Genomic DNA, 21,783 nt, shown 5'->3' with positions numbered 1-21,783 from the left:
AGGGGCCTGCTCGATCACCGAGGGACAAGCGATCACCGAGGGGCCTGCTCGATCACCGAGGGACAAGCGATCACCGAGGATGATCAGCGGCCGCGCATGTTCTGGCGCGAGCCCTTCATCGAGGTGGGCAGCGGTCCCTTGGGCAGCGGGATGGCCGAGCGGTTGGCGTCCAGGGCCTTGAGGCGGTTGAGGATGTCGGTCATGTCGGCCGGCTTCACCGCACGCTTCATCTTCGTGAGGTGTCGCGACAACTTGGTCAACGGCACCTGACCCTCCTCGCGCCCGCAGATGAGCTCCTGCACAGGGGTATCGGCCACGACGCGCTCGTGCTTGCGCCGCTCGGTGGCCATGAGCGGCCGGAGCCGGTTGGCGTTGCCCTCACCGATCAGGATGATCCCCGGCGGACCCACCACCCGGTGCACGACATCCTGCTGCTTGGTGAACGCCACCGCGGGATCGGTCTTCCACCCACGTCGCAACATCTTCAGGGCTGCCGCTGCCGCACCGACCTGGCCCTCCATCTGCGAGTACGCCGCAGCCTGGGCACGGCGCCCGAACAGGATCAGCGCGCCGAGTGTCCCGAACACGAACCCGCCGGGGATGGCGAAGAACAGGTTCGGGCCCGGCAGGAACCAGAACACGGCGAAGCCGACCGCGCCGACCACGAGGAAGGCGAGCAACGACCAGAGACCGATCCGGGGATCGCTCTTCTTCGCCATCTTGTAGGTCTGGACGAACTGCTGACGACGGCTGAGGTCCTCAGGAGCAACGGGGGTCGACATGGCTGAGCCTTTACTGGGTGGTGACGGCGAGTGACTCTTCACGGTTCTGCAGGGCCTGACGGTACAGGCGTCCGGCCCGGTAGGACGAACGGACCAGTGGGCCTGACAGTACGCCCGAGAACCCGATCTCCTCAGCCTCGGCCGCCATCTCGACGAACTCCTGCGGCTTGACCCACCGCTCGACGGGGTGGTGCCGCGCTGAGGGGCGCAGGTACTGGGTGATCGTGATCAGCTCGGTGCCGGCCTCGTGCAGGTCCCGCAGCGCCTGGGAGATCTCCTCGCGGGTCTCACCCATGCCCAGGATCAGGTTGGACTTGGTGACCAGGCCGAACGCCCTGGCCTGGGTCAGCACGTCGAGGGATCGGTCGTAGCGGAAGGCCGGGCGGATCCGCTTGAAGATCCGCGGCACGGTCTCCACGTTGTGGGCCAGCACCTCGGGTCGGGACTCGAAGACCTCGGCCAGCAGATCGGGCTTGCCGTTGAAGTCCGGGATCAGGTTCTCCACGCCGGTGCCCGGGTTGAGCTCGTGGATCTTGCGCACGGTCTCGGCGTACAACCAGGCACCACCGTCGGGCAGGTCGTCGCGGGCGACACCGGTGATGGTGGCGTAGCGCAACTCCATCTTCTGCACCGACTCCGCGACCCGACGCGGCTCGTCGCGGTCGAGGGGCTGCGGCTTGCCGGTGTCGATCTGGCAGAAGTCGCAGCGGCGGGTGCACTGGTCGCCGCCGATCAGGAAGGTGGCTTCACGGTCTTCCCAGCACTCATAGATGTTGGGGCAGCCGGCTTCCTGGCAGACGGTGTGCAGACCCTCGCCCTTCACCAGGTTCATCAGCTCGGTGTATTCAGGCCCCATCTTCGCCCGGGTCTTGATCCACTCGGGCTTCTTCTCGATGGGGGTCTCAGCGTTGCGGACCTCGAGTCGGAGCAGCTTCCTGCCATCAGATGCGGGGGCTTGAGTCACCCTGAGAACTCTACGCCGCGCGGTAGCGGCACCCAATTCCCGTGCGGCGCTCCGAGACGGGGCTCACGGGATGTCGCGACGCCGGTAGGACCACAGGGAGAGCACGACCGCCGCCACCAGCAGGATGCCGAGGTAGACCGCCCCGTGCGTGAGGCTCAAGTGGGCTTGGCAGGACCCTTCCCCGTTGACCCCGCACGCGGCGTCGGAGTAGTAGCTGACCCCGTTGTTGAGCACCGCCAGGAAGTTGGTCGGCAGGAGCCACTTCTCGGCTCCGGGACCGATGATCCCCACGATGAGCAGCGATCCTCCGACGGTGAAGGCGAACAGGCTGCCCAGCGTGGCCACGGTGCTGCGGAACAGCATGGTCAGGGCATAGCCGCCCAGCGCCGCGAGCGCGACCAGGAGGGCGCCGCGCAGCGAGGAGTTGCGCAGCAGCTCCCACGTGTGGGCCGACGTCGTGAGGTCGCGCGAGGACGCCAGCAGAGCCACCGCCCCCCAGTAGGCCGCCAGCACCGCTGCGCTGACGACAAGGCCGGTCAGGAAGACCGCCGCAGCCTTGGCGAGCCAGACCCTGATCCGGCGCGGTTCGAAAAGGAGCTGGTTGCTCATCGAGCCGCTGGCCCAGTCGTTGCCGGCGAACGTGGTGCCGATCAGCATGACGAGCCCGACCAGGATCGTGATGACCGCGACCCCGCTGTTCTCTCGCTCCTCGGCGACGTTGAGCTGGGGCCGGTAGAGGTAGTTGTCGATCGACGGCATGACCGCGGCCTGGCACTGACTCTCGAGCTCTGGGTCCGCGGGGTCGTAACCGTAGTTCTCCGGGTGGTTGACGCAGCGCTTGAGCTCCCGGGCGTAGTAAGGGTCCTGAGTGTCCCGGTCGACCTGGACCTGCGCTTCGGCGATGTCCGCATCGCTGAAGGGCCGGGTGTTCCAGGCCAGACCGGCGAAGATGACCGCCGGCACCAGGACACAGGCGGCCAGCAGGACCACGACGGCTCGGCGCCACCGCAGGCGAGTGAGCTCGACCCCGAGCAGTCTCATGACTTCCCCCCGAGGGTGTCGGCAGCGGTCAGCTCCAAGAAGACGGTCTCCAGATCGGCACGGACGGGGCTGAGCTCGGACAGGTAGATCCCCGAGCCGGCCAGGAGCCGAGTGATCTCGGAGGGTTGGTCGGAGTCGACCTGCAGCGCACCGTCGAGCGTCGTGACCGTCAGGCCGGCACCGGTGAGCACCGTGCTGCTGGCAGCCTGGTCGGCGGTGACCACGCGGTACGCCGTACCGGCGCCGATCAACGTGTCCACCGCCCCCGAGGCCAGCATGCGGCCGTTGCCGATGATGGTCGCCGACGTGCAGACGTGCTGCACCTCGGCGAGGATGTGGGAGCTCAGCAGCACGGTGACCCCCGACTCGCCGAGGGTGCGGATCGTCTCCCTGATCTCACGGATGCCGGCCGGGTCCAGGCCGTTGGTCGGCTCGTCGAGGATCAGCAGCTGCGGATCCTTGAGCAGGGTGGCAGCGATCGCGAGCCGCTGCTTCATGCCGAGCGAGTAGGCCTTGAACCGGTCCTTGTCACGGCCCTCGAGGCTGACGGTCTCGAGGGCGGCGTCCACCCGGCTCGCCGGTGCGCCGATGCTGCGGGCGAGCAGCAGGAGGTTCTGGCGACCGGTGAAGTTGGGAGAGAACTTGGGGGACTCCACGACGGCGCCGATCCGGTCGATCACGCTCGGCAGGCCATGAGGGACCGACTCGCCGAACAGCCGCATGGTGCCGCGGGTCGCCGATGCCAACCCGAGCAGCATCCGGATCGTGGTGGTCTTGCCGGACCCGTTGGGTCCCAGGAAGCCGTGGACCCCACCCGCGGGCACGGCCAGATCCAGGTCCTGCACCGCGACGCGGAGCTCACCGCGGCGCGAACGGAACTCCTTGCGTAGGCCTTCGGTCTCGATCACGAAGTCACTCATGCCGGTCTCGCACCTGGCATCCCCCTGCCGTCGATGGTCCGACGATGGTGCCAGCCGCGGCTCACCAGGACGTGGCGGCGCGCCGGTCAGGCCTGGGCCGACAGGCCAGGAGAGATCAGTTCGATGCGCGGAAGTCGTCCGGGGTCGGGGCGGGGTTCGTAGTCGGGGGTCGGGGTGTACGGCGCCCAGGCGAGCAGGTCGTCCAGGTGGCGACGAACACTGGGCAGGACCTCGGCGACCCTCACGTCCCGGCCCAGTTCCTTGCTCAACGAGGTGACCCCGGCGTCGGCGATGCCGCAGGGCACGAAGCGGTCGTACCAGCCCAGGTCCACGTCGCAGTTGAGGGCGAAACCGTGCATGGTGACGCCCCGGCTGACCCGGATGCCGAGCGCGGCCACCTTGCGTTCCGGTCCGCGATCGTCGGCCCGCAGCCACACCCCACTGCGGCCCGGCACCCGGGCTGTGGTGACCCCGAAGTCGTCGCAGACGCCGATGAGTGCCTCCTCCACGCGGCGTACGTAGTCGACGACCTTGACGTGCTCCGGGAGCCGGACGATGGGGTAGCCCACCAGTTGACCGGGACCGTGGAAGGTGATCTTGCCGCCGCGGTCGACGTCGATGACCTGGGCGCCGCCGGGGTCCAACGGACGCTCGCCAGGCGTGGTGCGCTTGCCCGCGGTGAAGACCGGCGGGTGCTCCAGCAGCAGGACGGTGTCTCCCTGCTCCGAGCCGGCCACGCGGGCGTGGACATCGCGCTGAAGGTCCCACGCGGCGAGGTAGTCGACCGCGTCGTCACCGAGACCGGCGACCTGGTGCTCAAGGCTCACCGCACGAGCCTAACCCTGTGGATGAACCGAAACACGACCGGCCGGGATCCGTCAGGCTGGGGACGTGACGTTGCGAGGCTCGATTCTGCTGGGGGTGGTCCTCACCGTGATCGGTGCGGTGCTGGCTACCTCCCTGTGGCAGGTCGGGACCACCGCCCAGGACCCCTCCGGTCCGAGCGCGGACGATGAGCGGACGGTCGCGCAGGCCGAGGCGCTCGGCGTGCTGCACGACTGGGATCGTCGTCGAGCCGCCGCCTGGGCGAGGGGCGACCGGTCCGCGCTTGCCGAGCTCTACACCGAGGACAGCGCCAGCGGGGCCGCCGACGTGGCGATGCTCCGGCAGTACGCCGCGCGCGGACTCGTGGTCCGGGGGATGCGCACCCAGGTGCTCTCGGCGGACGTGCGGTCCCGCTCTGAGTCCCGGATCGTCCTGGCCGTGACCGACCGGGTCGTCCGAGCCGCTGCCGTCGGTCCCGGGGTCCGGTTCACGTTGCCGCGCGACCGCGCCAGCGGGCACACGATCGAGCTGGTGCGGGTCGGCCCGACCTGGCGGGTCCGCGAGGTCAGGTGAGGCTGGCCAGGCCCGCCCTGAGGACCTCGCTGACGTCCTCGTCACGGAACGTGTAGCCCGTGGCGAGCAGTGCCGCTGGCTCGGCGCGGACCGAGCCGAGGACCTCGGGTGCCATGTCCCCGGCGGCCTTCTCGATGACGATCGCGGGCGCCGCCAGGAAGGCTCGTCGCCCGACCTGGCGGGCGAGGGTGTCGGTGAACTCGCGGTTGGTCGGGGTCTGGGGGCAGCACAGGTTGAACGGCCCGGCGGCCGAGTCGTGCTCCACGAGGTGGATCACACCGCCCACCCAGTCGCGCAGCGACACCATCGGGAAGTACTGCGAGCCGCTCCCCAGCCGGGTGCCGAGTCCGAGCTTCGAGAGGAGCGTGAGCTGCTTGAGGGGCGCACTGCGCCGGTCCATGACCGGCGCCGTCCGGACCACGCACACCCGCGCGCCGGCAGCCACCGCCGCCTGCGCGGCGTCCTGCCACTCGCGAGCCACCCGGGTCAGCAGGGCCTCCCCGCGGCTGTCGCTCTGCTCGGTCACCACCTGGGGTCCGTGGTCGCCGTAGAAGGAGATGCCGTTGCCTGCGACGTACGCCGGCGGGGTCGCTGCCCGGGCGATGTGCTCGGCCAGCACGCGGGTCGTGGTGACCCGGCTCTCCAGCAGCGCACTGGCCCACTTCTTGGAGTGGGGGTTGCCGACGGTCGGGGCACCCGCGAGGTTGACCACCACGTCGGCCCCCGCGATCACGGTGTCATCGATCTGGTCGGAGTAGGGGTCCCACGTGGACTCGCCGCTCGCCGTGGTCTCCCGGCGCACCAGCTTGACCACCTCGTGACCGCGGCCGCTGAGAGCGGTGGAGAGGTGGGTACCCAGGAAGCCGGAGGCGCCGGCGATCACGATGCGCATGGTGTCAGCGTAGGCAGGTGCTGCACAGACGCCGGTGGCTCACCCGGACGGCTCGTCGAGTGCCGGATCGTGCACGAATCGGATCGGCAGTGCCAGGGTCCCGTCGGGTGACTTGGCGGCGGCTGCGGCCAGCGCTTGGTCGAAGCTGGACAGGTGGTCGGTGGGGGCGTCGTCACGTCTCGGAGTCGGGGTGTCGTCGACGACCAGTCCGTAGTGGACCACGATCCTCGTGGCGAAACGGCTGGGTGCCGCCGTGACCTGGGCGAACTCCTCGTCGTGGGACTCCAGGACCCACAGGAGCGCGGCCCTGACGTCCTCGAGCTCGGTGCGGGTGGCCGGGGCGCCGTACTTCACCTCGACGTCGACGGGCAACCGCGCCAGCAGCGTGATGGCCCACTTGTCGGGTCGCTCGGTGAGGACCACCCAGTAGCCCCGGCTCCCGGTCCCGGGGGTGCCTTGGGTCAGGTAGTCCTCGCCGTAGTGCTCCGACAGTCGGGCGGCGGCATGCGCGAAGGCACGATCCGGGACGTCGAGGGAGGTCGAGGTGGGGTCGCCCTGGATGAGGATCGACTCGAGAGGGACCTCGGGGGGCATGTAGACCGTGGTCGAGGGGGAGACCCGGGCAGGGGAGGACCGTGGCGCTTCCTCGCCCGCGCTGCAGCCGGTCAGGAGTGCTCCTCCGACGACGACACCGAGAACGAGGCTTCGAACACTGCTCATGGACGAGGCCTCCCGTCTGCCCTGAAGTAGGCAGACTAGGAGGCCTCAGTCACGGGAGATACAGCCTTCCGGTCCCGATCCGGTAACGACGGGTCAGACTTCGAACTGCCCGGCTTCGAGACGCTGCTTCACGTCGGTCAGGAATCGGGCCGCGTCGGCACCATCCACCAGGCGGTGGTCGTAGGTCAGGGCGAGGTAGACCATCTGGCGTACGGCGATGGTCTCGCCCAGGTTGGCGTCGTCGATGACGACCGGACGCTTGACCACCGTGCCGGTGCCGAGGATCGCGACCTGCGGCTGGTTGATGATCGGGGTGTCGAACAGCGCGCCGCGGCTGCCGGTGTTGGTCAGCGTGAACGTCCCACCCGACAGCTCGTCCGGGGTGATCTTGTTGTTGCGGGTGCGGTCGGCCACATCGGCGATCTTGCGGGCCAGCCCCGAGATCGACAGGTCGCCGGCATCCTTGATCACCGGCGTGAGGAGGCCCTTCTCGCTGTCCACGGCGATCGCGATGTTCTCACGGTCGTAGTAGGTGACCTCGCCCTTCTCGGTGTCGATCGAGGCGTTGACCCGGGGGTGTTCCTTCAACGAGTCGATGGCGGCCTTGGCGAAGAACGGCATGAACGAGAGCTTGACGCCCTCGCGCGCCGCGAAGTCGGCCTTGACCGAGTCACGCAGCCGCGAGATGGAGGTGACGTCGACCTCGACCACGGTGGTCAGCTGCGCGCTGGTCTGCAACGACTCGACCATCCTGCTGGCGATCACCTTGCGCAGGCGGCTCAGCGGTTCGGTCTTGCCGCGCAGCGGGGAGGGGGTCACGGCAGGTGCAGCCGCGGCGGCCGGAGCTCCGGGTGCTGCGGCGGCCGGAGCGGCTGCCGGGGCAGCCTCCTTCGCCTTAGCCGCAGCGTCGAGGACATCCTGCTTGCGGATGCGGCCACCGACGCCGGTGCCGGACAGCGACCCCAGGTCGACGCCGTGCTGGGAAGCGAGCTTGCGCACCAGCGGAGTCACGTAGGTGCCGGAGTCTGACGCCTCCGGAGCAGCCGGGGCCGCGGGCGCCGCCTGCGGAGCCGGGGGCGCTGGCGCGGCGGCGGCAGGTTCGGGGGTCGGCTCGGGGGTCGGCTCCGGCTCCGGCTCGGGCTCCGGCTCGGGCTCGGGCGCGGGCTCTGGGGTCGGCTCGGGCTCGGGCTCGGGCGCGGGCTCTGGGGTCGGCTCGGGCTCGGGCTCGGTCTGCGCTGCGGGCTGACCGGATCCGACGATGGCCAGTTCGGCACCGACCTCGACCGTCTCGTCCTCGGCGACCTTGATCTCGAGCAGGGTGCCGGCCACCGGGGAGGGGATCTCGGTGTCGACCTTGTCGGTCGAGACCTCGAGAAGGGCTTCGTCGACCGCGACGCTGTCGCCGACCTGCTTCAGCCAGCGGGTGACGGTGCCTTCGGTGACGGACTCACCCAGTGCAGGAAGGGTCACCGGCGTGCCGGAGCCACCCGAGGACGCCGCGGGCTGTTCGGCAGGCTCAGCGGGCTGTTCGGCGGGCTGCTCGGGTTCGGGCGTCGGCTCGGGCTCCGCCTCGGCGGCCGGCTGCTGCGGCTCCGGGGTCGCCTCGGCGGTCTCCTCGGCGTGAGCCTCGGCTGGGACCTCGGCGCCGCCGGAGTCACCACCGCCTTCGCTCTCGTCACCGATGACTGCCAGGGTGGCGCCGACCTCGACGGTGTCGTCCTCGTTGGCCTTGATCTCCAGGAGGGTGCCGGCGACAGGGGAGGGGATCTCGGTGTCGACCTTGTCGGTCGAGACCTCCAGCAGCGGCTCGTCGACCGCCACCGTGTCACCGACCTGCTTCAACCAGCGGGTGACCGTACCTTCGGTGACGGACTCGCCCAGTGCTGGCAGGTTGACTTCGGTCGCCATAGGTATTCCTTCGCTCGCTTCGTTTCGGTGATAGTGCGGTTGCTGTTCAGCCGTGCGCGTGCAGAGCCTTGCCGGCCAGCGCGAGGTGCGCTTCGCCGAGGGCTTCGTTCTGGGTCGGGTGACCGTGGATGAGAGGAGCCACGTCTTCGGCGTAGCCCTCCCAGTTGTAGATGAGCTGGGCCTCGCCGACGAGCTCGCCGACCCGGGCGCCCACCATGTGGATGCCGACGACCGGACCGTCCTTGCGCCGCACCAGCTTCACGAAACCCTGGGTCTTGAGGATCTGGCTCTTGCCGTTGCCCCCCAGGTCATAGGTCAGAGACTCGATCGCGTCGGCGCCGTACTGCTCGATCGCCACTGCCTCGTTGAGCCCGACCGAGGCGATCTCGGGGTCGGAGTAGGTGACCCGGGGAATCCCGGTCTCGTCGATGGTGGCCGGTGCCAGTCCGGCGATCTCCTCCGCGACGAAGATGCCCTGCTGGAATCCTCGGTGGGCCAACTGGAGGCCGGGGACGATGTCGCCGACCGCGAACACGTCGGGAAGGTTGGTGCGCAGCCGGGCGTCGGTGAGCACGAAGCCGCGCTCCATCTCGACACCCTGCTCCTCGTAGCCCAGGCCGTCAGTCGAGGGACCACGGCCGACGGCCACCAGCAGCAGCTCGGCCTCGATGACCTCGCCGCCCTCGACGGTGACCGCGACACCGTCGTCGGTGGTCTTGACCGACTGGAAGGGGGTGCCGGTGCGCACGGTGATGCGGCGCTTGCGGAAGGCCCGCTCGAGGGCCTTCGAGGAGGCCTCGTCCTCGGCGGCCACCAGTCGGGGCAGCGCTTCGAGCACGGTCACGTCGGCGCCGAACGACTTCCACACGCTGGCGAACTCACACCCGATGACGCCGCCGCCCAGGACGATCACGGACCGGGGCACCCGGTCGAGGCGCAGCGCGTGCTCGGAGGTGAGGACGTGGGTGCCGTCGATCTCGAGCCCCGGGAGGGAACGTGAGTAGGAACCTGACGCCAGGACGAGGTGAGCCCCTGTGTAGGTGGCACCGCCCACGGTCACCTCGTGCGGTCCGGTCAGGCGACCCTCGCCCTCGATCACCGTGATGCCGCGGCCCTTGATCAGACCGGCCAGGCCCTTGAAGAGCCGGGACACGACGCCGTCCTTGTAGGAGTTGACGCCGGCCATGTCGATGCCCTCGAGGGTGGCCCGGACGCCGAACTGCTCCGAGTCCCGAGCGGCGTCGGCGACCTCGGCCGCGTGCAGGAGCGCCTTGGTCGGGATGCAACCCACGTGGAGGCAGGTGCCACCGAGGTCACCCTTCTCGACCAGGCCCACCGAGAGACCGAGCTGGGCGGCGCGCAGTGCGCAGGCATAGCCACCGGATCCAGCCCCCAGGATGAGGACATCGAACTGATTGCCAGCCTCGTCGGCCACGCGGAATTCCTCCCGGAATCGATGAGATGTATCGGTCGCGCGCACCATCTTTGCACTCTTTCCCAGCCTGTCCACACCGGCCTACTGGTCCGGCGCGGCACACTTGGTCCATGAGCTTGTTCGATCGCTTTCGACGCAGACCTGGCCGCATGCGACGCCCGGACGGTGATGGCCGCGGCACGGGTTCCACGACCGTGCGCGCATCCGACGGCGCGGACGAGCAGCACCTGCGCGAGTTCGTGTCGACGCGGCGAGGGGTCGAGGGGTTCGTGGAGCCCCGCACGGCAGTCTCCGACGTGACGCTCCTGCTGGTGGCACACGACGGGGAGTGGACCCGACGGCGCGTGCCGTCGGTGAAGTGGGCCCACACCTTCGCCAACAAGCACCAGGTGCCGTCGTACGACGCGGCCGTGGTCGGCATCCCGCAGCGGATGCGGGACTACAACAGCCGTCAGAAGCGCCAGGAGCGCTAGCTGGTGGCGGCCAACGAGCGGGCGTAGTCGACCAGGGTGGACACGGCGAAGCCTGTGCCTCCCGAGGTCACGTGTCCGGCGGGACCGCCGTTGTTGTACGCCGGGCCGGCGACGTCGATGTGGGCCCAGGGCCGGCTGTCGGTGAACTCGCGCAGGAAGGCGGCCGCGAACAGGCCACCGCCCCAGCGCGTCCAGTCGTGCTGGGCGAGGTCGGCGATCTTGCTGCTGGTGATCCGCTCGCGCATCTCCTCGGGGATCGGCATCGGCCAGAGAGCCTCGCCTGCCGACGTGCCCGCCGCGAGCACACCTTCGACCACCTCGTCGGAACCCATGACGCCAGCGATCTTCTCGCCGAGGGCGACCACCATGGCGCCGGTGAGCGTGGCGACGTCCAGGATCACGTCAGGCTCGAGGGCAGCGGCCCGGACCAGCGCGTCCATGAGCACCAGGCGTCCCTCGGCGTCGGTGTTGAGCACCTCCACCGTCTTGCCGTTGGCAGCGGTCAGGACGTCGCCGGGGCGGATCGAGTTGCCCGAGACCATGTTCTCGGCCATCGGGGCGAACGTGCTGACCTTGATCGGCAGACCCAGCGCCGCGATCGCGAACGTGGCCTGGATGACAGTGGCCGCACCCGCCATGTCGCACTTCATCGTGCCCATCGACTGGGCCGGCTTGATGGTCAGCCCGCCGGAGTCGAAGGTGATGCCCTTGCCGACCAGAGCCAGGTGCGCCACGGCCCCCTTGGGGGCGTAGGTCAGTTCCACCAGCCGCGGAGGAGCGACCGAGCCCTGACCCACGCCCAGGATGCCGCCACACCCGAGTTCGGCCAGTTGCTGCTCGTCGTGCACGGTGATGGCGACCTTGGCCCCGCCGCGTCGCGGCTGCGCCTTGGTGAAGGCGCCGTGTGCCTCGGTCACGGCGTCGGCGAACTTGGGCGGGGTGAGGTCGCCGGGCGGTCGATTCACCCAGTCGCGGGTGGTTGCCACCGCGGCGGCGAGGACCTGCGCCGCCTCGAACGCCGCCACGAGCTCGGGCTGCCGGGCGCCTGAGCTGAGGACGACGACCTCGCTGGGCTCGGTCGGGTCGGCTGCCGTCTGGCTCTTGTGCTCGGTGTAGGTGTAGCCGCCGAGCAGCCAGCCCTCGGTGACGGCGCGCACGCCGGCGGCATCCTGCGCGCCCAACGCGAGCGCGACCGAAGCGGCGTTGGTGACCGCCCGCGAGGCGGCTCCGGCTGCCCGCCTCAGGGCGTTGTCATCCGGCTCGCTGCCGAGGCCGACCAGGACCACCATGGGGGTCTTCACGAGCCCCGCGGTGGGAAGCTTGACGATCTCGCCGACCTTGCCGGTGACCCCGAGCGAGGCCAGCAGGGGTCGGAACTTGCGCCCCCACGCCGCTGAGACGTCCTCGGCGCCGGTGACCACCACCGGCCCTTGGCAGAGGTGAGGATTCCGACGACCACGGCGTCGGCTCGGGTCTTGGCAGGACTGGCGTTGCGCAGGGCGTAGGTCGTCACCTCAGGCATGGTAGCCAGCGGTGGTGCAGGGACCACGACACGGTAGGGACGCGGTAGGTTCGGCGCCATGCCCGACTCGACCCTGATCCAGTCCCCCCTGCACGATCGACACGTCGCCCTGGGCGCCAAGTTCGGGGAGTTCGGTGGCTGGTCGATGCCACTGGAATACCCGACCGGAGTTCTCAAGGAGCACTCCACGGTCCGCTCGAGCGTCGGCATCTTCGACGTCAGCCACCTCGGCAAGCTCCTGGTCACGGGGCCGGGCGCGGCGGCGTACGTCAATGCGACCCTCTCCAACGACCTTGCCAGGATCGCCCCCGGAGCTGCCCAGTACTCCCTGTGCTGCGACGAGCAGACCGGCGGGATCGTGGACGACGTGATCGTCTACCTCCACAGCGACGCCCGGGTGCTGCTGGTGCCCAATGCCGCCAACACCGCGGAGGTCGAACGACGCCTCGAGGCGGGTGCCCCGGAGGGGGTCCAGATCGGCAACCATCACACCGAGTACGCCGTACTCGCCGTCCAGGGGCCGCAGTCCGACGCGGTGCTCAGCGCGGTGGGCCTGCCGGTCGGCCACGCCTACATGACGTTCGTCGAGAGCGACTTCCAGGACGCCGGGGTGGTGGTCTGCCGCAGTGGCTACAGCGGTGAGCGTGGCTATGAGCTGATCGTCGGCAACGCGGCGGCCGGGGCGCTCTGGGATGCCCTGCTCGTTGCTGGCGAGGAGTTCTCGATGGTTGCCTGCGGTCTCGGTGCGCGGGACACGTTGCGCACCGAGATGGGCTACCCGCTGCATGGGCAGGACATCACCATCGACGTCACCCCGAACCAGGCCCGACTCGGCTGGGCCGTGGGGTGGTCCAAGGAGGCGTTCTGGGGACGCGAGGCGTTGCTGGCGGAGAAGGAGTCCGGGCCCAAGCGGTTGCTTCGTGGTCTGGTCGCAGTCGGCCGTGGCATCCCGCGACCGGGGATGCTGGTGAGCCTGGTGGCCGACGTACCCCTGGCCGAGATCACCTCGGGGACCTTCTCGCCGACCCTGAAGAAGGGCATCGGCCTGGCGCTGATCCCGACCATGGTCAACCCCGACGCGGAGGTCGGCGTGGATGTTCGCGGCCGACGCGAGATCTTCCAGCTCGTCCGGCCGCCGTTCGTGGAGACGTCGGTCCGCGACTCCTGACGCGGCGCGAGGGCCGACTCAACCGAGGAGGGCGGGGGCGACGAGCGCGGCGGCCAGTGTGAGCTCGACGCAGGCGCCGTACACGTCGCCGGTCACGCCGCCGAGACGTCGGCGGCAGTGCCAGGCGAAGACCAGGCCGACGATCAGCCCGAGCAGGCAGGCAGGCGCGCTCGTGACGACGCAGATGGCACCCGTCACGAGGACCGCGGTCGTCGCCTGCCACCAGCGCACCGACCCGGCCACGACCGCGCCGAGGCCGTCGGGTCGAGAGGGTGGGAAGGCCGGCAGGCACAACAGGGGCAGGACGCCGCGGCTGACGACGATGGCGGCCCCGACGGTCCAGGGAGAGTCGACCGCACTGATCGCGGTGACCTGCACCAACAGGACCAGCACGATCGTGACCACGCCGAAGGGTCCGATGTCGGACTTCCGCATGATCGCCAACGCCCGGTCGGCGGGCAGCGCGGAGCCGAGGCCGTCAGCGGTGTCGGCCAGCCCGTCGAGATGCAGGGCCCGACTGGACACCGCCAGGGCCGCCACGGCCAGCACCGCCAGCAGCACAGGCGGGCCGTCCGCGGCCACCAGGGCGACCGGTGCGACCGCCAACAGCACGCCGACCACGGGGGCCAGGGTCATGGCGCGGCCGGCCACCGTGCGGTCGAGTCCGGTGGGCGCGGGAACCGGCAGGATCGTCAGCGTCCCGAGGGCCAGCCACAGGGCTGTCACAGTCGCACGGTCCGACCCGCGACGCACCAGATGACGTCGTCGCAGGCTGCCGCGACCGCGGCGTTGAGCAGCCCCATCTCGTCTCGGAACCGACGTCCCGACACGGTCGCCGGCACCACGCCCTGGCCGACCTCGTTGGTGACGAAGACCACCTCGCGAGTCGTGCGCCGCACGGCATCGACCAGTGCTGTGGTGGCCGGTTCGACGGACCCGCCGTGCTCCCACGCATCGACCGCGTCCAGCTGACGGGTGAGCCACAGGGTCAGGCAGTCGACCAGCATCGGGCCGCCGGAGGCCACGAGCAGCTCGACCAGGTCGATCGTCTCGACGGTGGTCCACGAGGCCGGCCGATCTGCCTGGTGTCGCGACACCCGGGCGGCCCACTCGGGGTCGTCGGCGACCGGGTAGCCGGTCGCCACGTAGAGGACATCGTCATGACCCATCAGCACCGTCTCGGCAGCTCGGGACTTGCCGGAACGGGCACCGCCGATGACGAGGGTCTTCACGCCCGGAGTCTCGTCGCTGCGTCGTACGGCCGTCAAAGCGCGCGCGGGCTAGGCTCGCGCTATGACCCTGCCCGACCAGCCACCCACGTTCCGACCCGAGTCGCCGGCGACCCGCCCCTGGTGGTGGGAGCTGTCCTCGGCGTCCGGAGAGGTGCTCACCATCGAGGGGGAGTACGCCGACCAGCGGTTCCCCTCGCAGGCCGACGCCGAGTCGTGGGTGGGTGAGTTCTGGGCGGCGCTCGCCGATCTCGGAGTGGATGCGGTGACCCTGTTCGAGGCCGACCGCCGCGTCTACGGCCCGATGTCGTTGCATGCCTGACCTGGCCGGGTGGACCCGCGGCAGCCACACTGCCGGCGCGAGGACCCGCGAGACCTACCGTCGGGGCTCGGGCCCGGGGGTGATCGTCATCCACGAGATCCCGGGGATGACGCCGGAGGTGATCGGCTTCGCCGACGAGGTGGTGGCCCGGGGGTTCACGGTCGTCCTGCCGCATCTGTTCGGGGACGTCGGAGCGGCCATGTCGCCGGTCACGATCGCCAAGTCCCTCGGCCAGGTCTGCATCAACAGGGAGTTCAACAAGCTGAAGGTCGGTCGGACCTCACCGATCGCCGACTGGCTCCGATCGTTGGCCCGGGAACTGCACGCCGAACTGGGTGGGCCCGGTGTCGGAGCGCTGGGGATGTGCTTCACGGGTGGGTTCGCGCTGGCGATGATGGTCGAGGAGTCCGTGGCGGCTCCGGTGCTTGCCCAGCCCTCACTGCCGTTCCCCATCGGCAGGGCCCGGGCTGCGGATCTCAATCTGAGTCCGAAGGACCTCGCCGCCGTGAGGCAGCGGGTGGCTGGCGGCTGCTCAGTGCTGGGGGTGCGCTACCGCTCCGACAAGGCCACCGGGACCCGTTTCGAGACGCTCACGACCGAACTGGGCGAGGGTTTCATCCGGGTCGAGCTCGACGGCAAGGGACACTCCACGCTCACCGCACATCGCCAGCAGGTCGCCGTCGACCGGGTCCTGGACTTCTTCGACGAGCGGTTGCGGACCGCCGCTTCCTGACAGCATCGCCGAAGAGGTTCCATTAAGCCACTAAGTCGCTAGACTTAGGTCATGACGACTGGCCGTCTTCCCGACTTCTTCCTCATCGGCGCACCCAAGGCAGGCACGACCGCCCTGCACGCCGCCCTGGCCCAGCACCCCCATCTGCAGCTGAGCAAGGTGAAGGAGCCGAAGTACTACGGCGCCCGCGCTCGCGCCATCGGACCGGTGATCCGTGCCGGGGCGGCGGTCGGTCAGTTCCTGCCGCCGGAGGTCTGGCGCACGGTCAGCAAGCCACTCATCGCGCAGCTGCACGAGAACGGCGACCCGGCTCGGCCACGGTTGACCCCGGCCCAGCGCGACGCGCTGCTCCAGCCGCACCTGCCTGACATCGAGCTGCTCGAGAAGGTCACAGGGGAGTCGTTCGTGGACTGGAAGACCTATCGCGACGGCGGCTCGTTCGAGAGTCGCCGGGCCTCGGTCACGCAGGGCTGAGCGAGGTCACCAGGTCGTGGGCCCCGTCGGGGCGCGCGACCTCGGCGTAGAACCTGGTGGAGCCGTCCGGCAGGGGTACGGCGACGGCGTAGCGGAACGCGCCGTCGGAGAACGGCGAACGCAGCACCGGAGCACTCTCGTCGGCGACGAGCTGTCCGTCGGTGGCAGCGCGCGCCACCCCGGTGACCTCGTGCCAGTTGTCCGCGGCGGTCGGGCGACCGTCGTAGAGCACCACGAGCGGTTCATGGGAGATGACGGTGCTCACCCGAGCCTCACGCGCGTCCCACCGCCCGGCCCGGGGGGTGAGCACGGTGCCGTGCCGCGTCCAGGCCAGCCCGTCCTTGCTGGTGAGGTAGGAGGTGGACATCCGGTCCTCGTGCCCGGCGTCGGTCAACGGGTGCTCGCAGAGCCACATCTCCCATCGACCGTCGCGCAGCGTGATGACGGGGTCCTTGACAGCGACCTCGGCAGTGCCGGGAAGCACCACGGTCCGCCTCCCCTCGGGAAGGTCCTCGGGGCGCTCGGCATCCAACGCCTCGATCCACCAGTGCTTGGAGTCGGGAGTCGCGCAGGACAGGTAGAGCCGCCAGCCTCCGTCGGGACGGCGCAGCACCACGGGCCGTTCGAAGGACTCGGCACCGAACTCGTCGCGGAAGACCTCGCAGACGGGCTCGAAGACCACTCCGTCGCGGGAGCGGGCCACCACCGTCGACACGCCGCGACCCTTGCCCAGAGGGCGTCGCACCCGATAGGTCAGGTAGATCTCGTCGTCCACCAGGACTGCGCTGGCCGCGCCCGACCAGTTGCCCGGCCCGTCACCGGGGGCGGGGACCACGACCTGGTGGTCGTCCAGGCGGGGCAGTGGCAGGCTGTCGAGTTCCATGCGCTAAGTCTACGGAACAAGTTGAGTTTCGTTGTCAGTGGTTCAACGGCGTGCCGTGCCACAGCCAGCGGCGGACGGTGACGGGCTGACCCTGGTGCTCGTCCTCGCGCGCGGTGAGGGGTTCGAATCCGGCTCGCAGGGCGACGCGCTCACTGGCTCGGTTGCCCTCGATGGTCTCGCACGCCACCTGTTCGAAACCGCACTCGAACAGCCAGGCGCACAGCGCCCGGGCAGCGCTCGTGGCCGCACCCCGGCCCCGTCCTGCCTCGACGAGAGCGAAGAGGACCTCCGGGGTGTCGGACTGCAGTCGACCGGCACCGCAGGTCCCGATCGGCACCGCGCCATCGAGGATCACGAATCGCTGCACGAGACCCTCCGCCGCACGAACCAGGTAGGCATCGATCCGGCGCCTGGTCTGGGCCTCGTCCAGCTCCGGGGGATAGCTGGTCCAGCGCACCACGTCAGGACTGCGGGTCAGGGCCTGTTCGATCGCCCAGTCGTCGACGGTCAACTCGCGCAGTGTGAACGGCCCCGCCTTCAGCTCCATGGCCACATCATGCCCCGCGCGTCGTAGGCTGACCCCGTGCAGGCATACCTCGATCTGGTCCAGCGCGTCCTCGACGAAGGGGTCGAGAAGAGCGATCGCACCGGCACCGGCACCCTGAGCGTCTTCGGCCACCAGATGCGCTTCGATCTCGCCGAGGGATTTCCCCTCGTCACGACCAAGCGGGTGCACACCCGTTCGGTGTTCGGGGAACTGCTGTGGTTCCTGCGCGGTGACACGAACGTGAAGTGGTTGCAGGACCGCGGGGTCACGATCTGGGACGAGTGGGCAGACGAGGCCGGTGACCTCGGCCCGGTCTACGGCTACCAGTGGCGCAGCTGGCCGGCTCCGGACGGGCGCCACATCGACCAGATCAAGCAGGTCGTGGACAACCTGCAGCGTGACCCCGACTCGCGGCGCCACCTGGTGAGCGCGTGGAACGTGGCAGACATCCCCCAGATGGCGTTGGCGCCCTGTCACGCGTTCTTCCAGTTCTACGTCGCACCGGCTGCGGACGGTCCGGGCAGGCTGAGCTGCCAGCTCTACCAGCGCAGTGCCGACGTGTTCCTCGGGGTCCCGTTCAACATCGCCTCCTACGCCCTGCTGACCCACATGGTCGCCCAGGTGACCGGGCTGCAGGTGGGCGACTTCGTGCACACCCTCGGCGACGCCCACCTCTACTCCAACCACCTCGACCAGGCTCGGCTGCAGCTGACCCGGGAGCCGCGTCCGCTGCCCCGCCTGGTCCTTGACGACTCCGTCACCGAGATCGACGCCTTCGATCTCGAGCACATCTCGGTCGAGGGCTACGACCCGCATCCCGGCATCAAGGCCCCGATCGCCGTATGAGTCCCGGGGGTCCCCAGCGCCGCATCGTGCTGGTCGCGGCCGTTGCCGACAACGGCGTCATCGGCCGTGACGGTGGCCTGCCGTGGCACCTGTCCGAGGACCTCCAGCACTTCCGTCGGATCACCACCGGCAACACGGTGGTGATGGGCCGCACGACCTTCGACTCCATCGGCCGACCGTTGCCCCACCGCACCAACATCGTGGTGACGCGCAACCCCGAGTGGACCCACGAGGGCGTCCTCGTGGCCGGCAGCGTGGAGGAGGCCCTGACCCTGGCGCAGGGGTACGACGCGGACGTGATGGTGATGGGGGGTGCCCAGATCTACGACGCGATGATGCCGCTGGCGACCCACCAGGTGCTCACTGAGGTGCACCAGTCACCGCCGGGCGACACGACCTACCCGGCATGGGACCGCGCCGACTGGGTGGAGGAGCGACGTGAGTCGCACGATGGTTTCGACTTCGTCTGGTGGGCCCGTGCAGGGTGAGTCGCTGGACGTGCGCATCGACGACGGGGTCGCCGACCCGCCGTACGAACAGATCCGCACCCAGATCGCCGACCAGGTGGCGCGAGGCGCGCTGCAGCCCGGCGACCGACTGCCCACGGTACGGCGCCTCGCGGCCGACCTGGGGATCGCGGCGAACACGGCTGCTCGGGCCTATCGGGAGCTGGAGTCGCGGGGCGTGATCCAGACCCGTGGCCGCGCAGGCACGTTCGTCAGCGGCGACGAGACCGAGCGGGTCGCGAAGGAGGCGGCGGCCACCTACGTCGATCGGGTTCGCGCCCTCGGACTGACCCCTGACGAGGCGCTGGCCCTGGTGCAACGCCAACTCTCGGGACCCAGCACGGGCTAGTGGTGTCGGGATCGGTCACCCCGAGCGATAGCCTGACCTCATGACGTCCGCTTCCCCCGCAGCTCCGTTCGGCCACATGCTGACCGCGATGGCGACGGCGTTCAAGGACGACGGGTCGGTCGATCTCGAGGGCACGGCGGCCATCGCCGCCCACCTGGTGGCCCACGGTCATGACGGAGTGGTGGTCTCCGGCACCACCGGTGAGTCGCCGACCACCACGGTGGCCGAGGACGGCCAGATCCTGGCAGCGGTCAAGGATGCCGTCGGTGGCCGCGCCCAGGTGGTCGCAGGCGTCGGCACCAATGCGACCGCACACTCCGTGGAGCTCGCTCGTCAGGCTGAGAAGATCGGCGCGGACGGCGTCCTGCTCGTCACGCCCTACTACAACAAGCCCAGCCAGGGCGGCGTCCTGCACCACTTCCGCACCGTGGCCGAGGCCAGCAACGTCCCGGTCATGCTCTACGACGTCCCGGGGCGCACCGGCACGGCAATCTCGCTCGAGACCTACGAGCGCGCCATCGAGATCGAGACCGTGATCGCGGTCAAGGATGCGGTGGGCGATTTCGCGCGTGGCGTCAACGTCATGCAGATGGGCTACGCGCTCTACTCCGGAGACGACGTCTCCACGCTCGGGTGGCTCGCCCACGGGGCCAGCGGGGTCGTGTCCGTGCTCGGACATGCCGCCGGCGACGAGATCGCCGGGATGCTGCACTCGTTCTTCGCCGGGGACCAGACAGCTGCCCTGGCCACCTTCACCCGGCTGCTCCCAGCCGTCGACGCCGTCATGGGCGTCCCCAACTACGGCGCCACCACCGCCAAGGCTGCCCTGCAACTGCTGGGCGTGCTGAACAACAGAAACGTACGCGCACCGCTCGTCCCGCTCGACGATGACGAAGTGGCAGCACTGCGCACCGGGCTCGCGGCCTCCGGCTTGATCTGACAAAGGAACTTGATGAGTCATCCCCATCCCGAACTCTCCACGCCCGGCGAACTGCCGAAGGGGGGTTTGCGGATCATCCCGCTCGGCGGTCTCGGTGAGATCGGTCGCAACATGACCGTCTTCGAGTACGACGACCGGCTGCTGATCGTCGACTGCGGTGTCCTGTTCCCTGAGGAGAACCACCCCGGGGTGGACCTGATCCTCCCCGACTTCGACCCCATCCGCGATCGGCTGGACAAGGTCGAGGCACTGGTCCTGACCCACGGTCACGAGGACCACATCGGTGCGACGCCGTACCTCCTGCGCGAGCGCGGCAACATCCCGCTGGTCGGCTCCGAGCTCACCTTGGCGCTGCTCGGCGCCAAGCTGCGTGAGCACCGGCTGCGCGAGACCGTGCACCACGTGGTGAAGGAGGGAGACCGGATCAGCTTCGGGCCCTTCGACCTGGAGTTCGTGGCCGTCAACCACTCCATCCCCGACGCCCTCGCGGTCGCGATCCGCACCGGCGCCGGCATGGTGCTGCACACCGGCGACTTCAAGATGGACCAGCTGCCGCTCGACGGCCGGATCACCGACCTGCGTGCCTTCGCCCGGCTGGGTGAGGAGGGCGTCGACCTGTTCATGACCGACTCCACCAACGCGGACGTCCCGGGGTTCACCACCTCGGAGAAGAACATCGCTCCCGTGCTCGACGGTGTCTTCCACACCAGCAAGCAGCGCATCATCGTGGCGTGCTTCGCCTCCCACGTGCACCGGGTCCAGCAGATCCTCGACACGGCCGCCGCCCACAAGCGCAAGGCCGCCTACGTCGGCCGGTCCATGGTGCGCAACATGGCCGTGGCCCGGGACCTGGGCTACCTCAAGGTCCCGCCGGGCACCTTGGTGGACGCCAAGGAGCTCGCCGACCTGGCACCGGAGCGGCAGGTGCTGATCTCGACCGGCTCGCAGGGCGAACCGCTCTCGGCACTGAGCCGCATCGCGCAGCGCAACCACAACTTCGTGCACATCGAGGAGGGCGACACCGTCATCCTGGCCAGCTCCCTGATCCCGGGCAACGAGAACGCCGTCTACCGGGTCATCAACGGACTGTCGCGCTGGGGAGCCAACGTCGTGCACAAGGGCAACGCCCTGGTCCACGTGAGCGGTCACGCCAGCGCCGGCGAGCTGCTCTACTGCTACAACATCGTCAAGCCGCGCAACGTGCTGCCCATCCACGGCGAGATCCGCCACATGCGGGCCAACGCCGACCTCGCCAAGGCCACCGGCATCCCCGCTGATCGGGTCGTCATCGCCGAGGACGGCGTGGTGGTCGACCTGATCAAGGGCATCGCCCGCATCGCCGGCAAGGTGGACTGCGGCTACGTGTTCGTCGACGGCTCCTCGGTCGGCGACATCACCGAGTCCGACCTCAAGGATCGACGGATCCTGGGTGAGGAGGGCTTCATCTCGGTCATCGTCGTCATGGACTCAGCGACCGGCAAGGTCTCGAGCGGGCCGGAGATTCACGCCCGCGGGTTCGCCGAGGACGACTCCACCTTCGAGGCCATCAAGCAGCCGATCGTCGATGCCCTGCAGCGGGCGGCGGCCGAGGGCGTGGACGACACCTACCAGCTCCAGCAGACCATTCGCAGAGTCGTGGGTCGCTGGGTCAGCAGCACCCACCGGCGCCGTCCGATGATCATCCCTGTCGTCATCGGCGCCTGATCCTGGTCTGGACCGGGTATCACCCGG

25 protein-coding genes are annotated in these 21,783 nt (G+C 69.6%); 11 read left to right on the top strand and 14 right to left on the bottom strand.

Annotation, left to right across the window (positions count from 1 at the left end; genetic code table 11):
* Positions 1-83 precede the first annotated feature (83 nt).
* The 5 genes from AB7I40_RS16225 to lipB form a co-directional block, all read right to left on the bottom strand.
* Positions 84-782, bottom strand: a complete 699-nt coding sequence (locus AB7I40_RS16225) for a DUF4191 domain-containing protein (protein ID WP_428347025.1) — start codon at positions 780-782, stop codon at positions 84-86.
* A gap of 10 nt (positions 783-792) precedes the next feature.
* Complete coding sequence (gene lipA / locus AB7I40_RS16220) at positions 793-1,746, bottom strand: lipoyl synthase (protein WP_428348109.1); 954 nt, start codon at positions 1,744-1,746, stop codon at positions 793-795.
* Between the two features lie 63 nt (positions 1,747-1,809).
* On the bottom strand, positions 1,810-2,787 hold the full coding sequence (locus AB7I40_RS16215) for a hypothetical protein (RefSeq protein WP_428347742.1): 978 nt from the start codon (positions 2,785-2,787) through the stop codon (positions 1,810-1,812).
* A complete protein-coding gene (locus AB7I40_RS16210; RefSeq protein ID WP_428347743.1) occupies positions 2,784-3,707 on the bottom strand; it encodes an ABC transporter ATP-binding protein in 924 nt (307 codons plus the stop codon). Before AB7I40_RS16210 ends, AB7I40_RS16215 begins: the two co-directional genes overlap by 4 nt.
* Before the next feature lie 86 nt (positions 3,708-3,793).
* The gene (gene lipB / locus AB7I40_RS16205; RefSeq protein ID WP_428347744.1) at positions 3,794-4,534 is read right to left on the bottom strand and encodes a lipoyl(octanoyl) transferase LipB; all 741 of its coding nucleotides are present in this window, start codon (positions 4,532-4,534) and stop codon (positions 3,794-3,796) included.
* Positions 4,535-4,598: 64 nt separating this feature from the next.
* Between lipB and AB7I40_RS16200 the strand changes: the two genes are divergently transcribed.
* Positions 4,599-5,105, top strand: coding sequence for a hypothetical protein (locus tag AB7I40_RS16200; protein ID WP_428347745.1), 507 nt, complete (start codon positions 4,599-4,601; stop codon positions 5,103-5,105).
* Here AB7I40_RS16200 and AB7I40_RS16195 read toward each other — a convergent pair.
* The 4 genes from AB7I40_RS16195 to lpdA form a co-directional block, all read right to left on the bottom strand.
* A complete protein-coding gene (locus AB7I40_RS16195) occupies positions 5,098-5,997 on the bottom strand; it encodes a TIGR01777 family oxidoreductase (RefSeq protein WP_428347746.1) in 900 nt (299 codons plus the stop codon). The two genes, AB7I40_RS16200 and AB7I40_RS16195, sit on opposite strands and share 8 nt — an antisense overlap.
* 39 nt (positions 5,998-6,036) lie before the next feature.
* On the bottom strand, positions 6,037-6,717 hold the full coding sequence (locus AB7I40_RS16190; RefSeq protein ID WP_428347747.1) for a hypothetical protein: 681 nt from the start codon (positions 6,715-6,717) through the stop codon (positions 6,037-6,039).
* Positions 6,718-6,810: 93 nt separating this feature from the next.
* The gene (sucB, locus tag AB7I40_RS16185; RefSeq protein WP_428347748.1) at positions 6,811-8,625 is read right to left on the bottom strand and encodes a 2-oxoglutarate dehydrogenase, E2 component, dihydrolipoamide succinyltransferase; all 1,815 of its coding nucleotides are present in this window, start codon (positions 8,623-8,625) and stop codon (positions 6,811-6,813) included.
* Between the two features lie 46 nt (positions 8,626-8,671).
* A complete protein-coding gene (lpdA, locus tag AB7I40_RS16180; RefSeq protein ID WP_428347749.1) occupies positions 8,672-10,060 on the bottom strand; it encodes a dihydrolipoyl dehydrogenase in 1,389 nt (462 codons plus the stop codon).
* Between the two features lie 110 nt (positions 10,061-10,170).
* On the opposite strand from lpdA, the gene AB7I40_RS16175 reads away from it, so the two are divergent.
* Positions 10,171-10,533, top strand: a complete 363-nt coding sequence (locus tag AB7I40_RS16175; RefSeq protein WP_428347750.1) for a hypothetical protein — start codon at positions 10,171-10,173, stop codon at positions 10,531-10,533.
* Here the strand turns inward: AB7I40_RS16175 and AB7I40_RS16170 are convergent.
* Positions 10,530-11,954, bottom strand: a complete 1,425-nt coding sequence (locus AB7I40_RS16170) for a leucyl aminopeptidase (RefSeq protein ID WP_428347751.1) — start codon at positions 11,952-11,954, stop codon at positions 10,530-10,532. The two genes, AB7I40_RS16175 and AB7I40_RS16170, sit on opposite strands and share 4 nt — an antisense overlap.
* 159 nt (positions 11,955-12,113) lie before the next feature.
* On the opposite strand from AB7I40_RS16170, the gene gcvT reads away from it, so the two are divergent.
* Positions 12,114-13,223, top strand: coding sequence for a glycine cleavage system aminomethyltransferase GcvT (gcvT, locus tag AB7I40_RS16165; RefSeq protein WP_428347752.1), 1,110 nt, complete (start codon positions 12,114-12,116; stop codon positions 13,221-13,223).
* A gap of 18 nt (positions 13,224-13,241) precedes the next feature.
* On the opposite strand, the gene AB7I40_RS16160 is transcribed toward gcvT, so the two are convergent.
* Both AB7I40_RS16160 and AB7I40_RS16155 read right to left on the bottom strand, forming a co-directional pair.
* On the bottom strand, positions 13,242-13,949 hold the full coding sequence (locus tag AB7I40_RS16160; protein ID WP_428347753.1) for an adenosylcobinamide-GDP ribazoletransferase: 708 nt from the start codon (positions 13,947-13,949) through the stop codon (positions 13,242-13,244).
* Positions 13,946-14,455 carry a bifunctional adenosylcobinamide kinase/adenosylcobinamide-phosphate guanylyltransferase gene (locus AB7I40_RS16155; protein WP_428347754.1) on the bottom strand — a complete coding sequence of 170 codons (510 nt, stop codon included), beginning with the start codon at positions 14,453-14,455 and terminating at the stop codon, positions 13,946-13,948. Before AB7I40_RS16155 ends, AB7I40_RS16160 begins: the two co-directional genes overlap by 4 nt.
* A 61-nt stretch (positions 14,456-14,516) precedes the next feature.
* On the opposite strand from AB7I40_RS16155, the gene AB7I40_RS16150 reads away from it, so the two are divergent.
* From AB7I40_RS16150 to AB7I40_RS16140, 3 genes are read left to right on the top strand one after another with little or no spacing between them, the layout of a single operon-like run.
* Complete coding sequence (locus AB7I40_RS16150) at positions 14,517-14,774, top strand: hypothetical protein (RefSeq protein ID WP_428347755.1); 258 nt, start codon at positions 14,517-14,519, stop codon at positions 14,772-14,774.
* Complete coding sequence (locus tag AB7I40_RS16145) at positions 14,767-15,507, top strand: dienelactone hydrolase family protein (RefSeq protein ID WP_428347756.1); 741 nt, start codon at positions 14,767-14,769, stop codon at positions 15,505-15,507. The genes AB7I40_RS16150 and AB7I40_RS16145 overlap by 8 nt, the downstream gene beginning before the upstream one ends.
* Positions 15,508-15,558: 51 nt before the next feature.
* On the top strand, positions 15,559-15,981 hold the full coding sequence (locus tag AB7I40_RS16140; protein WP_428347757.1) for a hypothetical protein: 423 nt from the start codon (positions 15,559-15,561) through the stop codon (positions 15,979-15,981).
* On the opposite strand, the gene AB7I40_RS16135 is transcribed toward AB7I40_RS16140, so the two are convergent.
* Together AB7I40_RS16135 and AB7I40_RS16130 are read right to left on the bottom strand one after the other, a co-directional pair.
* Entirely contained in the window at positions 15,968-16,864 is an 897-nt protein-coding gene (locus AB7I40_RS16135) for a hypothetical protein (RefSeq protein ID WP_428347758.1), read from the bottom strand. The genes AB7I40_RS16140 and AB7I40_RS16135 overlap by 14 nt on opposite strands.
* Positions 16,865-16,898: 34 nt before the next feature.
* Positions 16,899-17,411 carry a GNAT family N-acetyltransferase gene (locus tag AB7I40_RS16130; RefSeq protein ID WP_428347759.1) on the bottom strand — a complete coding sequence of 171 codons (513 nt, stop codon included), beginning with the start codon at positions 17,409-17,411 and terminating at the stop codon, positions 16,899-16,901.
* A 36-nt stretch (positions 17,412-17,447) separates the two neighbouring features.
* Here AB7I40_RS16130 and AB7I40_RS16125 point away from each other — a divergent pair, with 36 nt between their 5' ends.
* From AB7I40_RS16125 to AB7I40_RS16105, 5 genes are read left to right on the top strand one after another with little or no spacing between them, the layout of a single operon-like run.
* Positions 17,448-18,257, top strand: a complete 810-nt coding sequence (locus AB7I40_RS16125) for a thymidylate synthase (RefSeq protein WP_428347760.1) — start codon at positions 17,448-17,450, stop codon at positions 18,255-18,257.
* Positions 18,254-18,745, top strand: coding sequence for a dihydrofolate reductase (locus tag AB7I40_RS16120; protein ID WP_428347761.1), 492 nt, complete (start codon positions 18,254-18,256; stop codon positions 18,743-18,745). The genes AB7I40_RS16125 and AB7I40_RS16120 overlap by 4 nt, the downstream gene beginning before the upstream one ends.
* Positions 18,735-19,112 (top strand): GntR family transcriptional regulator, encoded by a 378-nt coding sequence (locus AB7I40_RS16115; RefSeq protein ID WP_428347762.1) that lies wholly within the window; start codon positions 18,735-18,737, stop codon positions 19,110-19,112. The genes AB7I40_RS16120 and AB7I40_RS16115 overlap by 11 nt, the downstream gene beginning before the upstream one ends.
* Before the next feature lie 40 nt (positions 19,113-19,152).
* Positions 19,153-20,052: a 4-hydroxy-tetrahydrodipicolinate synthase gene (gene dapA / locus AB7I40_RS16110; protein ID WP_428347763.1), complete on the top strand. Its 900-nt coding sequence runs from the start codon at positions 19,153-19,155 to the stop codon at positions 20,050-20,052.
* 12 nt (positions 20,053-20,064) lie between these two features.
* The gene (locus AB7I40_RS16105) at positions 20,065-21,756 is read left to right on the top strand and encodes a ribonuclease J (protein ID WP_428347764.1); all 1,692 of its coding nucleotides are present in this window, start codon (positions 20,065-20,067) and stop codon (positions 21,754-21,756) included.
* The last annotated feature ends 27 nt before the right edge of the window (positions 21,757-21,783 follow it).

Source organism: Nocardioides sp., assembly GCF_050246775.1.
GTDB lineage: Bacteria > Actinomycetota > Actinomycetes > Propionibacteriales > Nocardioidaceae > Nocardioides.
Note: the sequence above shows the minus strand (reverse complement) of the source record. Positions and strands in the feature narration are given on the sequence as shown.

Coding starts and splice junctions, on each gene's coding strand:
- AB7I40_RS16145 (WP_428347756.1), top strand. CDS start 14,767: ATGCCTGACCTGGCCGGGTGGACCCGCGGCAGCCACACTGCCGGCGCG.
- AB7I40_RS16210 (WP_428347743.1), bottom strand. CDS start 3,707: ATGAGTGACTTCGTGATCGAGACCGAAGGCCTACGCAAGGAGTTCCGT.
- AB7I40_RS16150 (WP_428347755.1), top strand. CDS start 14,517: ATGACCCTGCCCGACCAGCCACCCACGTTCCGACCCGAGTCGCCGGCG.
- AB7I40_RS16175 (WP_428347750.1), top strand. CDS start 10,171: ATGAGCTTGTTCGATCGCTTTCGACGCAGACCTGGCCGCATGCGACGC.
- sucB (WP_428347748.1), bottom strand. CDS start 8,625: ATGGCGACCGAAGTCAACCTGCCAGCACTGGGCGAGTCCGTCACCGAA.
- AB7I40_RS16140 (WP_428347757.1), top strand. CDS start 15,559: ATGACGACTGGCCGTCTTCCCGACTTCTTCCTCATCGGCGCACCCAAG.
- AB7I40_RS16135 (WP_428347758.1), bottom strand. CDS start 16,864: ATGGAACTCGACAGCCTGCCACTGCCCCGCCTGGACGACCACCAGGTC.
- AB7I40_RS16130 (WP_428347759.1), bottom strand. CDS start 17,411: ATGGAGCTGAAGGCGGGGCCGTTCACACTGCGCGAGTTGACCGTCGAC.
- AB7I40_RS16120 (WP_428347761.1), top strand. CDS start 18,254: ATGAGTCCCGGGGGTCCCCAGCGCCGCATCGTGCTGGTCGCGGCCGTT.
- AB7I40_RS16215 (WP_428347742.1), bottom strand. CDS start 2,787: ATGAGACTGCTCGGGGTCGAGCTCACTCGCCTGCGGTGGCGCCGAGCC.
- AB7I40_RS16225 (WP_428347025.1), bottom strand. CDS start 782: ATGTCGACCCCCGTTGCTCCTGAGGACCTCAGCCGTCGTCAGCAGTTC.
- AB7I40_RS16195 (WP_428347746.1), bottom strand. CDS start 5,997: ATGCGCATCGTGATCGCCGGCGCCTCCGGCTTCCTGGGTACCCACCTC.
- dapA (WP_428347763.1), top strand. CDS start 19,153: ATGACGTCCGCTTCCCCCGCAGCTCCGTTCGGCCACATGCTGACCGCG.
- AB7I40_RS16105 (WP_428347764.1), top strand. CDS start 20,065: ATGAGTCATCCCCATCCCGAACTCTCCACGCCCGGCGAACTGCCGAAG.
- AB7I40_RS16190 (WP_428347747.1), bottom strand. CDS start 6,717: ATGAGCAGTGTTCGAAGCCTCGTTCTCGGTGTCGTCGTCGGAGGAGCA.
- gcvT (WP_428347752.1), top strand. CDS start 12,114: ATGCCCGACTCGACCCTGATCCAGTCCCCCCTGCACGATCGACACGTC.